The 14016-nt window shown below is 67.0% G+C and carries 10 protein-coding genes; all 10 read right to left on the bottom strand.

Going from position 1 to position 14016, the window contains the following annotated elements:
• Positions 1-71: 71 nt before the first annotated feature.
• Complete coding sequence (locus ABIB24_RS16410; RefSeq protein WP_274078928.1) at positions 72-665, bottom strand: glutathione S-transferase; 594 nt, start codon at positions 663-665, stop codon at positions 72-74.
• Positions 662-4306: an AAA family ATPase gene (locus ABIB24_RS16405; protein WP_354316869.1), complete on the bottom strand. Its 3645-nt coding sequence runs from the start codon at positions 4304-4306 to the stop codon at positions 662-664. The genes ABIB24_RS16410 and ABIB24_RS16405 overlap by 4 nt, the downstream gene beginning before the upstream one ends.
• A complete protein-coding gene (locus tag ABIB24_RS16400; protein WP_025338266.1) occupies positions 4303-5541 on the bottom strand; it encodes an exonuclease SbcCD subunit D C-terminal domain-containing protein in 1239 nt (412 codons plus the stop codon). The genes ABIB24_RS16405 and ABIB24_RS16400 overlap by 4 nt, the downstream gene beginning before the upstream one ends.
• Before the next feature lie 482 nt (positions 5542-6023).
• Positions 6024-6290: a hypothetical protein gene (locus ABIB24_RS16395; protein ID WP_137163310.1), complete on the bottom strand. Its 267-nt coding sequence runs from the start codon at positions 6288-6290 to the stop codon at positions 6024-6026.
• A 443-nt stretch (positions 6291-6733) separates the two neighbouring features.
• Positions 6734-8368 (bottom strand): BatD family protein, encoded by a 1635-nt coding sequence (locus ABIB24_RS16390; protein WP_274078930.1) that lies wholly within the window; start codon positions 8366-8368, stop codon positions 6734-6736.
• Complete coding sequence (locus tag ABIB24_RS16385) at positions 8365-10083, bottom strand: vWA domain-containing protein (protein WP_354316867.1); 1719 nt, start codon at positions 10081-10083, stop codon at positions 8365-8367. The genes ABIB24_RS16390 and ABIB24_RS16385 overlap by 4 nt, the downstream gene beginning before the upstream one ends.
• Positions 10080-11156 (bottom strand): vWA domain-containing protein, encoded by a 1077-nt coding sequence (locus ABIB24_RS16380; protein ID WP_015269460.1) that lies wholly within the window; start codon positions 11154-11156, stop codon positions 10080-10082. Before ABIB24_RS16380 ends, ABIB24_RS16385 begins: the two co-directional genes overlap by 4 nt.
• Positions 11149-11643 carry a DUF4381 domain-containing protein gene (locus ABIB24_RS16375; protein ID WP_015269461.1) on the bottom strand — a complete coding sequence of 165 codons (495 nt, stop codon included), beginning with the start codon at positions 11641-11643 and terminating at the stop codon, positions 11149-11151. The genes ABIB24_RS16380 and ABIB24_RS16375 overlap by 8 nt, the downstream gene beginning before the upstream one ends.
• Before the next feature lie 13 nt (positions 11644-11656).
• Complete coding sequence (locus ABIB24_RS16370; protein ID WP_041506176.1) at positions 11657-12601, bottom strand: DUF58 domain-containing protein; 945 nt, start codon at positions 12599-12601, stop codon at positions 11657-11659.
• Between the two features lie 4 nt (positions 12602-12605).
• The gene (locus ABIB24_RS16365; RefSeq protein WP_013971644.1) at positions 12606-13565 is read right to left on the bottom strand and encodes an AAA family ATPase; all 960 of its coding nucleotides are present in this window, start codon (positions 13563-13565) and stop codon (positions 12606-12608) included.
• Positions 13566-14016 lie beyond the last annotated feature (451 nt).

Below are 14016 nucleotides of genomic sequence, written 5' to 3'. Positions count from 1 at the left end.
AGGCCTCAGGTCCAGCGCCGTACCTGTGGGAGCTGGCTTGCCGGCGATAGGGCCAGTACAGGAAACAGGGTTCATTTGGCCATTACGGCCTTGAACAGCTCCGAAGCCAACCACCCCTCCAGCCAGCTCCGCACCCGCGGATAAGCCGCCTCGGCGAACCACTGCGGTTCGACCCCGGCAAACTGGCGCATCAGGGGCAGCAACGCGGCATCGGCAATGCTCGGGTGCGTGGCCAGCAAGTAGGGCCTGCCTGCCAGCAGGCCTTCGAGCTCCGCCAGCCAGGCCTCGGCCTGCTGGCGGTAATGCTCGCGGGTATGCTCGGGGTAGCGCTCGGCATACTTGTACAGGTTCACCTGCGCCTTGAACGTGCTGTCGTTGCGCGCAATCAGTGTTTCAGCCTGCTGCGCCGCCACTGGGTCGGCCTGCAGCCGCCAGTCCTGTGGGTCGTTTTGCTCCAGCGCCCAGCGCATGATGTCCAGGCTTTCTTCGAGCACCCCGGCACCGGTATCCAGTACCGGCACCGTGCCCTTGGGTGACAAGGCCAGCAGTTCTGCCGGCTTGTTCTTCATCGCTACCTCGCGAATCTCCACCTCGCACCGCGCATAGCGCAGGGCCAGGCGCGCGCGCATGGCCCAGGGGCAGCGGCGGAACGAGTAGAGAATCACCCGCACACCTCCACGTCACTCAGGCCATTGCCTTGGCGGCGCACCTGGATCTGCACCGGGATGCGTTCGTGCATTTCCTGCACGTGGGAAATCACCGCCACCTTGCGGCCCTGGGCCTGCAAACCGTCGAGTGCATCCATTGCCAGTTGCAGCGACTCGGGGTCGAGGCTGCCGAAGCCTTCGTCGATGAACAGCGATTCGATGCGCAGCGTGCTGGAGGCCATCGAGGCCAGGCCCAGGGCCAGGGCCAGCGACACCAGGAAGGTTTCTCCGCCAGACAGCGAGTGCACCGAACGCAGTTCGTCACCCATCTCGGTGTCCAGCACCAGCAGGCCGAGGGCGCTGCCGCCGCGCTTGAGGCGGTAGCGGCGGGCCAGCTGGCGCAGCTGGGCGTTGGCGTGGTGCAGGAGCAGGTCGAGGTTGTAGCCCTGGGCGATCTTGCGGAACACATCGCCCGAGGCCGAACCGATCAGGGCGTTCAGGCGAGCCCAGCGTTGCCACTGCTGGTGGGCCTGTTCGATTTCCGCCGCCAGCGCCTGGTGCGCCTGTTGGCGACGCTGGTCATCGGCCTGCTGTGCACGCAGTTCGGCGCATTGCTGCTCATGGCCGGCCAGGCGTTCACGCAGTTCGGTCAGGGCCTGTTCCAAGGCGTCGGCCGAGGTGTCCACAGTCATTTGCGCGGCATGTTGCTGCAGGCGTTGTTCACGTTCCTGCAGCAGCACGCGGCCCTGTTCGATGGCCTTTTCGGCGCCTTGCAGGCGCTGGCGCAGCTCATTGACTTGTACGTCCTCCATGCCCAGCAGGCGATCCAGGCCGGCGTCGTCCAGTTCCGGGTGTTCTGCGCGCCACTGGGCGATCTGGCCCTGCAACTGCTGGCACTCGGCGTCCAGCGCCTGCTGCTGCTGGGTGTTGGCCTTGAGTTCGCTGGCCAGTTGCACGCCTTGGGTACGCAGCTCCTGCAGGCGCTGGGCAGTGTCGGCGTCCAGGGCGCGGGCCTGCTCCAGCGTGGCGTCCATGTGCTGTTGCCAGGCTTCGGCGCTTGCGTGCTCGCCAAGCAGTTCGCCAAGCGAAGCCTGGGCCTGTTGGCGCTGCTCGTCGAGGGCGGCAAGTTTCTGCTGCAGCTGCTGCTGGGTCTGCACGCGTGCCTGCTGCTGGTCGCGCAGCTTGTCCAGCTGGGCCTGGCGGGCTTGCTGTTCTTCCTGTTCGTCCTTGCGCTGCTCCAGTTGCTGCAGGCGTTGGGCGATCTGCTGATCCAGGGCGAGGAAGGCATTGGCCGGGTCGTCGTTCAAGGCCTTGAGGGCCTCTTCGGGCAATACGCCGGCAAGGTCCTCGAGGCCTTGCTGCAACTGCTGCTCGTCGCTGGCCAGGGCCTGGTGCTGTTGCTCCAGGTGGCGTTGGGCTTGCTGTTGCGCCTGCTGGGCGGCCTGCAGTTGCTGGTTGAGACGGGCTGCATCTTTTTGCAGGGCGAGCAGGGCGCTCTGGCGTTTCTCGTCCTGGCCGATTTCTTCGTCCAGGCGCCGCAGCTGGCTGTCGAGCCAGGCACTGCGGGCCTTGTCGTCCTGCGGGGCCAGGGCCGGCCACAGGCTGTGCGCCTGCACCTGGGCCACCAGCGGTTGCAGCTGTTCGCCCAGTTGCTGCTGTTGCTGCTGGAAGTCCTTGAGCTGGGCGTTGACCACGCCCAGCTGGGTGCGCAGCTCCACCAGCTTGCTGTTGAGGGTTTCGACCTGCTTCTGCGCGGCATCTTCTTCGGCCTGGTCATGGCGACCCAGGCTTTGCAGCAGCGCTTCAGGCTGGTGGAACGGGTGCTCGGCGCTGCCGCACACCGGGCAGGGTTCGCCGTCGCGCAACTGGCCGCGCAACTCTTCGACGCTGGTATTGCGTGCCAGGCGCTGGCGTTCCAGCAACTGGCGGGTGAGGTTGAGCGCTTGCTCGGCGGCTTCCAGCTCGGCCTTGGCGGCGGTGCCTTCGGTAATCAGTTGCTGGCGCTGCTGCATGGCCTGCTGCTGACGCACGCGCACGGCCTCCAGCTGCTGGCGCAGTTCCAGTTCACGGCCATGCAGGCGTGACAGCTCTTCCACGGCGCGCTGCTGCTTGCGGTTGTCCTGCAGCATGCCGCCCAGCAGGTCGATCTGTTCTGCCAGGGCCTGGGGTTCGGCCTTGGCTTCGCGGAACAGCAGCTCGAAGGCATCGCGCTCGGCCTGCAAGTGCGCATTGGCCTGGCTGGCCTGGGCCTGCAGGCCGGGCAGCTCTTCACGGCCCTTGGCCAGGCGGCCACCGATCAGCATCACTTGCTTCAGTTGCGGCAGGTAGGCGTGCCAGGCATTGGCCAGGCCCGCCAGGTGCTGGCTGTCGGCGAGCGCGGTATCGATCTGCGCCAGTTGCTGCAGGCTGCGCTGCTGGTTGTCTTCCAGCTGCTGCAGGTGCTGCTGGCCTTCGGCGACCTGCTGCTCGGCCTGCTGGCCGGCGCTGCGCTGTGCTGCCAGCTCCTGCTCCAGACGGGCCAGGTTGTCCTGGGCGGCGAAGGCCTGGCGCAGGCGAGGGGCGTTCTCGCTGTGTTGGGCCTGGCTATCGGCAAGCGCCTGACGCGCGGCGTCCAGCGCCTGTTCGAGCTCGCTGGTGCGCACTTGCAGCTCGGCTTGCTGCTGCTGTTGCTCGGCGATCTTCGCTGCCAGCGGTGCCAGTTGCGCGGTCAGTGTCTGCTGGCGGTGGAACTGGTGACGTTGCGGGGCCAGGCGCTCCAGGCGCACGAGGTCCAGGCGCTGCTCAGCCAGTTGTTGCCAGCCCTGTTCGGCGGCCTGCAGCGCGGTGCCGGCTTCGGCGTGCTGGGCCTGCAGCTGGCGCTGCTCGTTCAGCCAGTTGCGTTGCTGCTCCAGCTGGCGCTCGCCGGCCTGGTCGGCCTTGAACTGCTGCTGCGCCTGTTCCAGGCGCTGGTCGAGCTCGGCGCGGGCTTCGGCGGCCATCGGCAGCAGGTGGCTGGCACGGTCCTTCAGGGCATTGTGGGCCTCGCCGGCTTCGCGTGCCTTGCTGAAGGCCCGCTGGCCCAGGCGGGTGTAGATGGCGGTGTTGGTGAGCTTTTCCAGCAGCTCGCTGCGTTCTTTGTCGTCGGCCTTGAGGAAGGCGCCGAATTCGCTCTGGGCCAGCATCACCGCGCGGGTGAACTGTTCGAAGTTCAGGCCCAGGCGGGCTTCGACCAGTTGCTTGTATTCGTTCTTGCCGCTGCCCAGTACCTGCTCGCTGTCCAGGTCATAGAAGCTCTGGCGGCTGTGCTGCAGCTTGCCGTTGGCCTTGTCGCGGGCGCGGTTGGCTTCCCAGCGGGCGCGGTAGCGGCGGCCATCGATGCCGACGAAATCGACTTCGGCAAAGCCGCTGCCGGTGCCGCGGCGCAGCAGGTTGCGCGGGTCGGAGGTAGGGATCTCGCCGTCTGCATCCGGTACCTTGGCCTCGCGGCCAATGTCGTTCAACCGTGGCACGGTGCCGAACAACGCCAGGCACAGGGCGTCGAGCAGGGTACTTTTACCCGCCCCGGTAGGCCCGGTGATGGCGAACAGGCCGGCGCTGGCCAGCGGTTCGGCAGTGAAATCGATATCGACTGGGCCGGCCAGGGATGCCAGGTTCTTCAGGCGGATGGCAAGAATCTTCATGGCTGTTCCTCTTCCTGCTGCACGTCCTGCAACAGCAGGGCGAAGTCGGCCAGCGCCTGTTCGTCGGCGGGGTTGCCATAGGCCTGCTCCCAGGCGCGGCTGAACAGGTCCTGCGGGGTCATCTGGGCCAGTTCGACAAAGGCCAGGTCATCGTCTTCGGCATTGTTGCGGCCGGCGTATTCGGCGCTGATGCGGATCAAGCGCACGGCCTTGCCTTCCAGTGCGGTTTCGATCTGCTGGCGCAGGTCGGGTTGCGGCTCGTCCAGTATCACCCGCACCTCCAGCCAGGGCTGGCGGTTGGGATCTTCGAGCAGGTCGATCACTGGCAGCTCGGCCAACTGCTCCAGCAGTTCGCCCAGTGGTGCCGGGCCGACCCGTTGCAGGGCCACGGCGCGCGGTACCGGGCGCGGTTCGACGCTGACCAGGCCGGTGCCGTCCAGCTCCACTTCCAGCACCTGGTGCGGGTAGTTGATTTCGGCGAACGACAGCGGGATCGGCGAGCCGCTGTAGCGGATGCGTTCTTCGCGGTTGACCTTCTGCGGCTTGTGCAGGTGGCCGAGGGCGACGTAGCTGATGGCCTTGTCGAACAGCTTGGCCGGCAGCGCCTCGGCGTTGCCAATGATCAGGCTGCGCTCGGAGTCCTCCGACACCGCGCCACCGGCCATGTGCGCGTGGCTGATGGCAATCAGCGCCTGGTCCTTCTTGCGCTTCTTTTGCGCGGCGGCGATCAGCTGCTGGTGCACCTGGGTGATGCCTTGCAGGTAGTCGTCGCCCAACTGCGGGCCGGTCACCTCGGCCGGGCGCAGGAAGGGCAAGGCCAGACACCAGGCGGCGACTTTGCCACGGCCGTTGGTCAGCGGAATCAGCAGGCGCTCGGCGTCCAGCTGGCCCTCGTCCAGCCAGTGCACACGGCCCAGGGCATGGGTGCGCAGGCGGCGCATCAGTGCCGCGGGCAGCTCGATGCGCGAGCCGGAGTCGTGGTTGCCGGCGATCATCACGATGTCCAGCTTCGGCTGTTGTTCGTGGGCCTGGACGATGAAGTCGTAGAGACGTTCCTGGGCTTTGACCGGCGGGTTGACCGTGTCGAAGATATCGCCGGCGATCAGCAGCGCATCCGGCTGGCGCAGGCGCAGCTGGCCGAGCAGCCAGTCGAGGAAGCAGGCGTGTTCGAAGTCGCGTTCCTGGCCGTGCAGGCTTTGGCCCAGGTGCCAGTCGGAGGTATGAAACAGACGCATGGATGACCTGTTGGTGTCGAGTCGAGCAAGCGGGGGCTTGGCTTGGGTGATGGGCGTTGCGCAAGGGCGGTATGGTAACCCAAGCTGGGTTCGGGGTGCAGGGCGGGGAAGGGGTTAGGGCGGGCAGGTGTTCGTCGGTGGATTTTCGGTGCATGCAGGTGTTTGTCGATATATTTCCGGCGCCTGCAAGATCGAGCGCCGCCCGCGCGGCGCTTCGCAGCACAAGGCTGCTCCTACATCTGTTTCTGGCCAGTAACGCCTGTGCCAATGCACGCGACCGCCTTGTTTGTCTGACACGATATCGAGGTGGACGCCAAAGGGGCGCGCGCCTCTGTCACAGGAATTATTGGCCCGAAACAGATGTAGGAGCAGCCTTGTGCTGCGAAGCGCCGCGCGGGCGGCGCTCGATCTCACAGGCGCCGGAAATGTGGTGACGAACACCTGGCAGCCATGACGCGATAACGCTTTTTGTAGGACCGTAGTCAGTGCCAGGTGATATCCCCGGCCTGCCGATGTAGCAGCAACTCGGCCAGGGCCTTGGTCATCTGTACGTGATGCACCGCGTTGACCAGCATGTTGATGCCGGGCTCGCCGGCATTGGCGCAGATGTATTCGTCCAGCGAGTCTTCGATGCCGGCCATCAGCTGGAGGGTGTGGATCAGGGCGTCAACCGAGGGTGTGTCCTGGTTGATGGTGTAGAAGGGGCGGGCCGTTAGTTTTACGGGTGGATCGGGGACGAGTTTCTTCATGGCGTATTCCTCTGAAGGAGAAGGGAACTGCCACCTGAATCTTTCTCACGGATTGAGGGTGGCAGCCGTACGCGGGGTGAGAAACCGAGGAGAAATACGCAAAGACTCGGCCAGGCCAAGGCCCGCCCACGTACGGCCACCATAAGAGGTGCTGCGTAAAATCTCTGTCGGGTTCTCACACCCGGTCACCGAAGCGACCCGGAAACGTTATCCGTGAGGTGTTTGCCCGACAACAGCGATAGTTCGGCAGCGCGCGTAGGATAATTCCTAAGCGGGTTGATTCTGAAGCATTGGTGGGCAGGTTCAGAAATATCTTACGGTGGCACCGGCTACGCCGGTGTTCGCGAGCACGCCCGCTCCCACAGGTACAGCGCAAGGTTCTCGGCGGGCGCGGTCACTGTGGGAGCGGGCATGCCCGCGAAGAGGCCCGCACAGGCAACCACTTACTTGGGATAGAGCGGCGGCAGGCTGCCGTTCTCGCCGGTCGGCAGCAATACCTGCTCAGCCGGCGGAATCGTACCGATCGCCCGCCACAAATCTTCACCCTGCCAGTACTGCCCGCTCTCGCTATACAGCGCCCCGTTCAACCCATCCAGTGCATCCGACAACGGTACGAACCGCGCCGCCATCTCGGCCAGGGTCTCCGGCTGCTGGCGGGCCCAGGCGTCCAGCGCCTGGCGGGTTGCCTGTGGGTCGTTGGCCTGGCACGCGCGCTTGAGATCATCCAGCAAGGTACGCGGGCTCGGCCCGGCCTGCGCGGCGCGCAGCACCGCTGGCTGCGAGCGGGCGCGCCACCACAGGGCAAAGCCCAGCAAGGTGGTGAGGGCGAACACCAGGGTGGTCAGCTGCCACGGCCACAGCAAGCTGCTGGCACTGCTGTTGTCGCCAACCGGGGTGTCGGCGCTCAGTGCCGGGTTGTCCTGCACGTTCAGCGTGCGCGCCGGCAGGCTGCTGTGCTCCAGGTGGTCTTCGCGGGTGTTCCACCAGGCCACTTCCAGCGCCGGCAGGGCCAGCGCACCGCTGTGGGTCGGCACCAGGGCTTCGCGCTCTTCGCGGTTGGCGGTCATGCCGCGCTCGCTGATTTCGTTGCGCAGCAACGGCTGGTCGGGATAGCGGCGCAGGCCGGTGATTTCGGTGGCTGGCAGCGGCGGCAGCTGGGTGCTGGACAAGCCTTCGGCACGCAAGGTGATGTTGCGGGTCAGCGAGTCGCCAATCTGCACCTGCTGGTTGCCAGGGTCGGGGTTCCAGTGCTCTTCCAGGGTCAGGCTGCGGGCCGGTAGCCACGGTACGCCAGCAGGCCAGGCCGCCGGAATCGGCCGTACGGCCAGGCGCAATGGCAGCGAGCTGACCTGCACCTGGTGGCCGGCCCGGGCCGTACCGTTGGCTTGTGGGGCTTGGTCCGGGCTGGCGGCGGCGGTGGCGGTGAAGGTCAGTGGCGGGATTTCGAGGGTGCCGCTTTGCTGGGCATACACGGCATAGCGGGTTTCGATCACGCCGTGGCGGACGCCGTTGATTTCCTTTTCATAGGTGCGCGATTCACCCAGCGGTTCGACTTTGGCGTTTTCCAGTTGCAGCGGGCTGAGGCTGCTGTCGTCGTACAGTGCCACCGAATGGTAGATGCGCAGGGTGAGCACGGCCTGGGCCTGGACGTAGACCTCGCTGCTGTCGAGCGTGGCTTCGATGAACACCTGCGAGGCACTGTCCTGGCGGCTGGCATCGGCCTGCAGCACTTGCAGTTCGATGGCCTGGCTGTGCGACTGGCCCAGTTGCAGTTCGGGGATGTGCAGGCTGCCGCTGCGCCGCGGCAGCAGGGTGATGATCCAGCGGGTGCTGGCGCGGGTTTCGCCGTCGAGGCTGTGCAGGCTGTTCAGCTGGCGCGTGCCGCGCACTTCGAAGTCACCCTCCAGCGCGCGCAGGTCGGGCTTGCCGAACTGGGTGACGTCCTGGCTTTCCAGGGTCAGCTCCAGGCTTTCGCCGGCTTCCAGGCGGGTACGGTCGACGCTGGCTCGCAGCAACGGTTCGGCCTGGGCCAGCACGGCCCACAGCAGACTGAGGAGAAAGACGCCGAAGCGACTCATCGTGGGGTTTCCTGATGCAATTGCTGTTCATACCAGAATTTGCGCCGCAGCAGCTCCGCCGGGTTGTCGGGGATCTCCCGCAGCCATTGTTCCAGGGCCTGGCGCTGTTCGGCATCGAGGCTGGTCGATACCGGGCGCTGCGGCGGCTGGATGACGCTGTCATCCGCGCCCGCCTGGTTGCCGGGCGCTACCTGGCTGTTGCTGCTGCCTTCGCCGGGCTGTTCGGCGCTGGCTTGTTCGTCGTTGCCGGGCGTGCCCTGGGCCGGGCTGCTGGCCGAGCTGCTGTTGCCTTCGGTTTCGCTGCCGGGCGTGCCTTGGGCATCGCTGCTGGCTGGTTGTTCCTCGGCCTTGGCTTCGCGCTGTTGCAGCAGTTGCTGCACCAGTGCCTGGTTGTCCAGCGCCACTTGCAGGTCGGGCTGGCGTTCCAGGGCTTGTTCGTAGGCGTCCAGGGCGGCTTCCAGTTCACCGCTATGGGCCAGGGCATTGCCTCGATTGTAGTGGGCGGCGGCAGTGTCGCCTTGGGAAAAGGCTTCGGCGGCGCCAGCATAGTCGCCCGCCTGGTACAGGGCCATGCCGCGCCATTGCGGGTCCTGGAACTGGCGCGCGGCACTGGCCGGGCGGTTCTGCTCCAGCAGGCGCTGGCCTTGCTGGTCGGGGCGCAGCCACAGGTCGTTGAACTCGAAGGCCTGGCTGGGCTGGGGCAGGGCCAGCAGCAGCGGCAGGCAGAACAGCCAGCCGCGTCGGCCGGCACAGGCGGCCAGCAGCAACAGCGGCAGCAGCAGCCAGTAACCCTGGTCGGCCCAGCTGTCCAATTGCAGGGTCTGGCCGTCATTGCGCCCGGCGCGCGGGTTGTCGAACAGGCCCAGGCCACGCAGGTCGAGGTCGTCGATGCGGGCATGCCGGTAGCGCCCGCCGGTGCCGCTGATGAAGCCCTTGAGGCTGGCGCTGTCCAGGCGTGGCAACAGGATGCCGCCCTGGTCGTCCTTGAGGTATTCGCCATTGGCCTGGCGCACCGGTGCGCCTTCGCGGCTGCCGATGCCCAGCATCAGCAGGCTCGGGCCCTGGCGGCCGAGGGCCTGGGCGATGCCTTGGCGCTCCGGGGCGCTGAGCGACGAGCCGACCAGCAGCAGGCGGCCCTGGCCCAGGCCGCTCTGGGCCAGCAGGGCCAGGCCTTTTTGCACGGCCAGGTCGGCGCGCTGGCCGGGTTTGGGCATGATCGACGGGTCGATCGCCTCGAGCAGGTTGCGGCTGGTGGCCAGGTCATCGGACAGTGGCACCAGGGTGTGCGCGGAGCCAGCGTAGACCACCAGCGCGGTCTGGCTGTCGCGGCGGTGCTCCAGCAGGTCGAGGATCTTGCGCCGCGCCTGCTCCAGGCGGTTGGGCGGGCTGTCCTCGGCGAGCATCTGCGGGGTCAGTTCGAGCAGGATCACCAGCGGGTCGGCCGGGCGCTGGCGGCTTTCTTCCACGCGCTGCCAACTGGGCCCGAGCAGCGCCAGGATCACCAGCACCCAGGCCAGGCCCAGCGCCACCCACGGCAGCTTGCTGGTGCTGCCGCTGCCACCGCCGAGCAGGACGCCATGGAACGCCGGCGGCAGAATCATCTGCCAGCGCCCGGCGCGCTTGCGCCGGTGCCATAGTTTGTACAGCAGCCAGGCGAGCAGGGGCACGGCCAGCAGCCAGAGCGGGCGCAACCATTCGGGCCACAGTTCGATCATCGCCGCCTCCTCAGGCGCAGGCGCTTCAGGCGCTGGCGCCATTCCGGGTGCGGTTGCAGGAAGCGCGGCTTGCGCAGCAGGCGGTGCAGCAGGTTGTCGGGCCATTGCACGGCCAGCACCAGCAGCACGCTCAGCAGCAAGGCCAGGGCCAGGGGCCAGGCATACAGGGCCTTGGCCGTGCGCGCCTGGGTCGGTTGCTGGGCCACCGGTTCGAGCTGGTCGAGGGTGTCGCCGATGGCGTCCAGTTCGGCGCCGTCATGGGCGCGGAAGTAGGTGCCGTGGGTGATGTCGGCAATTTCCTTGAGCGAGGCTTCGTCCAGGTCCAGGCTCGGGTTCAGGCCGAGCAGGCCAGGGGTGCCACTGGCTTCGGGGTTGGCACCGATGCCGATGGTGTAGATGCGCACGCCTTCCTGGGCGGCCAGGCGGGCGGCAGTCAGCGGGTGGATCTGCCCGCCGTTGTTGGCGCCGTCGGTGATCAGCACCAGCACCCGGCTTTGTGCCGGGCGTTGGCGCAGGCGCTTAACCGCCAGGCCAATGGCGTCGCCGATGGCGGTATTCTTGCCGGCGATGCCGATCTGCGCTTCGTCGAGGAAGGTGCGCACGGTGCGCCGGTCGAAAGTGAGCGGCGCCTGCAGGTAGGCCTGGCTGCCGAACAGGATCAGGCCCACGCGGTCGCCCTCGCGGTCCTGCAGGAAGTCACCGAGCAGCGCCTTGACCAGGTCGAGGCGGCTGATTTCTTCGTTCTGCCACTGCATGTCGGGGAAGTCCATCGATCCGGACACATCCACCGCCACCAGCAGGTCGCGGCCGCTGGCAGCCACTGGCACCGGCTCGCCCAACCATTGCGGGCGGGCGGCGGCGCACAGCAGCAACAACCAGATGACGACAAAGGGCGCCTGCTGGCGCCAGGTCGGCAGGTTGAGCCGCGCGCGGCGCCCGGCCAGGCCTTCCAGTTCGTCGAGGAAGCCCACCTTGAGCACCGGTTCGCCGCTGTCGGCGGCCGGCAGCACCAGGCGCGCCAGCCACGGCAGCGGCAACAGGGCGAAGACCCACGGCCAGGCCAGTTCAAACATGCTTGCGAATCCAGGTTTCGACGGCTTGGCTGAGCCCGGCGATGGCCTTGTCGTCGAGCTTGCACTCGGGTTTGTAGGCGCCTTCGACCAGTACCATCCAGCGGGTCAGGCCGGCGGCCGGGCAGCGGTTGTCAAGAAACGCCAACCACTGGCGACCGTTCAGGGTATGGCTGTTGGCACCCGGGTAGTGGCTGCGGCACAGGCGCTTGAGCAGGGCGTTGATCTGTTGCAGCCAGGCCCCGGCCGGGGCGCCGTCGTAGGGGCGCGGCAGCCGCGCCAGTTCGGCCAGCGCTTCCACGCGCACCGGGTCCAAGGGTTGTTCGGCACGCACGATGCGGCGTTTGCCCGGGCGCCAGTGGCGCACCCGCCACAGCCCCCAGGCCAGCAGCGGCAGCACGGCCAGCAGCAGCCACCAGCCGGGTGCCGGTGGCCACAGGCCGATCGGCGCGGGGGCGATCAGCGGCTGCAGTTGGTCAAGCGGGTTCATTGGCCGCTGCTCTTCATGACGCGCTCCGTGGCCGCTGGGCGTTCAGGTACTCGCGCAGTTGCTCGATCATTTCGCTTTGGGTGCTCAGTGGCATCAGCAGCACGCGCAGCTTTTGCGCCATCAGCTCCCAGCGCTCGATGCGCGCTTCGGCCTGCTGGCGGTAGGCCTGGCGCAGGTTGGCGTCCAGGGTGTCGAGCTCCAGCTGCGCGCTGCGCTGGGCGAAGCGCAGCAGGCCGGCGGCGGGCAGGGCGTGGTCGAGCGGGTCGGACACCGGCATCAGCAGCAGGTCGCAATGGCGCGAGAGCATGGCCAGGTGCTGCTCCACTTGGGCAGTGAGCGAGCGCTCATCGCAGATCACGATGGCCAGGCTGCCGGGGCGCAGCACTTCGCGGGCGCGGCGCAGGGCCAGGCCCAGGCTGTCGGCCCCGGGCGTGGCCTCGGTGTGCAGCGCCTGGTTGACCTTGGCCAGGCGGTTGAGCAGTTGCAGCAGGCTCTGCTTGCTGCGCCGGGGCTTGATTTCGTGGTGTTCGTTGTCGCCGAACACCAACCCGCCGATGCGGTCGTTGTGGCCCAGCGCGGCCCAGCCGAACAGCGCGGCGGCCTGGGCGGCCAGCACCGACTTGAACATCAGCCCCGAGCCGAAGAACAGCCGTTGGCTCTGCTCGACGAGGATGAAGATGGGCCGTTCGCGCTCTTCGTGGAACAGCTTGGTGTGCGGCTCCTGGGTACGCGCGGTGACCCGCCAGTCGATGTTGCGCACATCGTCGCCGGCCTGGTAAACGCGCACCTGGTCGAAGTCCACGCCGCGCCCGCGCAGCTTGGAGTGGTGCAGGCCCACCAGCGGGCTGCGCTGGCCGGGCCGGGAAAACAGCTGGATTTCGCGCACGCGGTGGCGCATGTCGATCAGCTCGGCAAGGCCGATGCGGATGCCGGGTTCGGCCAGCGACGCTGTGGGCATGGGCTCAGGCAACGGCGACGACGTCGAGGATGCGCTGGACCACGCGGTCCTGGTCGATCCCTGCCGCCTCGGCCTCGAACGAGAGGATGATGCGGTGGCGCAGCACGTCGAACAGCACCGCCTGGATGTCTTCGGGGCTGACGAAATCGCGCCCGGCCAGCCAGGCGTGGGCGCGCGCGCAGCGGTCCAGCGAAATGGAACCACGCGGGCTGGCGCCGTAGGCGATCCAGTCGGCCAGTTCGGCATCGAACTTGGCTGGGGTGCGGGTGGCCATCACCAGTTGCACCAGGTATTCCTCTACCGCGTCGGCCATGTACAGGCCGAGGATTTCCTTGCGGGCGGCGAAGATCGCCTGCTGGCTGACCCGGCGCTCTGGCTTGGTCTCGCCGCCCAGGGCTTCACCACGGGCCTGCAACAGGATGCGCCGCTCTACCGCAGCGTCGGGGAAGCCGATTTTCACGTGCATCAGGAAGCGGTCGAGCTGGGCTTCGGGCAGCGGGTAGGTGCCTTCTTGCTCGATCGGGTTCTGCGTTGCCATCACCAGGAACAGCGGCGACAGGTCGTAGGTGCTGCGCCCCACGCTGACCTGGCGTTCGGCCATGGCTTCGAGCAGTGCGGACTGTACCTTGGCCGGGGCGCGGTTGATTTCGTCTGCCAGCACCAGGTTGTGGAAGATCGGCCCCTGCTGGAACACGAAGCTGCCGGTTTCCGGGCGGTAGATTTCGGTGCCGGTGATGTCGGCCGGGAGCAGGTCGGGGGTGAACTGAATGCGATGGAACTGCGCCTCGATGCCTTCGGCGAGCTCTTTGATGGCCTTGGTCTTGGCCAGGCCCGGCGCGCCTTCGACCAGCATGTGGCCGTCGGCCAGGAGCACGATCAACAGCCGCTCGACCAGTTTCTCCTGGCCTAGGATCTGGGAAGAAAGAAAGGTGCGCAGCGCGATCAGCGCTTCACGGTGTTCCATCGGTGACGGTTCCTGGTATGGGGCCGTAGGCGGCTGGAAGCAGCTGCCCTGGCAAGGGGTGATACTTTAATCCATCCGGGGGGGTGGCGACCAATGGCGGCAGGGAAATTTAGGTGCGTTTTACATAATGTATCGGGCCGCCAGGTGCTCGCCGTGGCATTTTCAGGGCCTGTGAGATCGAGCGCCGCCCGCGCGGCGCTTCGCGGCACAAGGCCGCTCCCACATCTGTTTCGGGCCAGTCATTCCTGTAAGGTCTCCTCTGTCCGCCTTGTTTGTTCCATTCGATATTGAAGGGCGCAGTTGCTCTTCATCCATCTCCAGTCATGCACCAAGGCTGCAACCCACCTGGCACAGGAATAACTGGCCCGAAACAGATGTGGGAGCGGCCTTGTGCCGCGAAGCGCCGCGCGGGCGGCGCTCGATCTCTGCATCACCTCAACGTTCAAGACAA

It is taken from the genome of Pseudomonas sp. UYEF17 (assembly GCF_040546125.1).
GTDB lineage: Bacteria > Pseudomonadota > Gammaproteobacteria > Pseudomonadales > Pseudomonadaceae > Aquipseudomonas > Aquipseudomonas putida_Z.
This window is presented reverse-complemented; position numbering and strand designations above follow the sequence as displayed.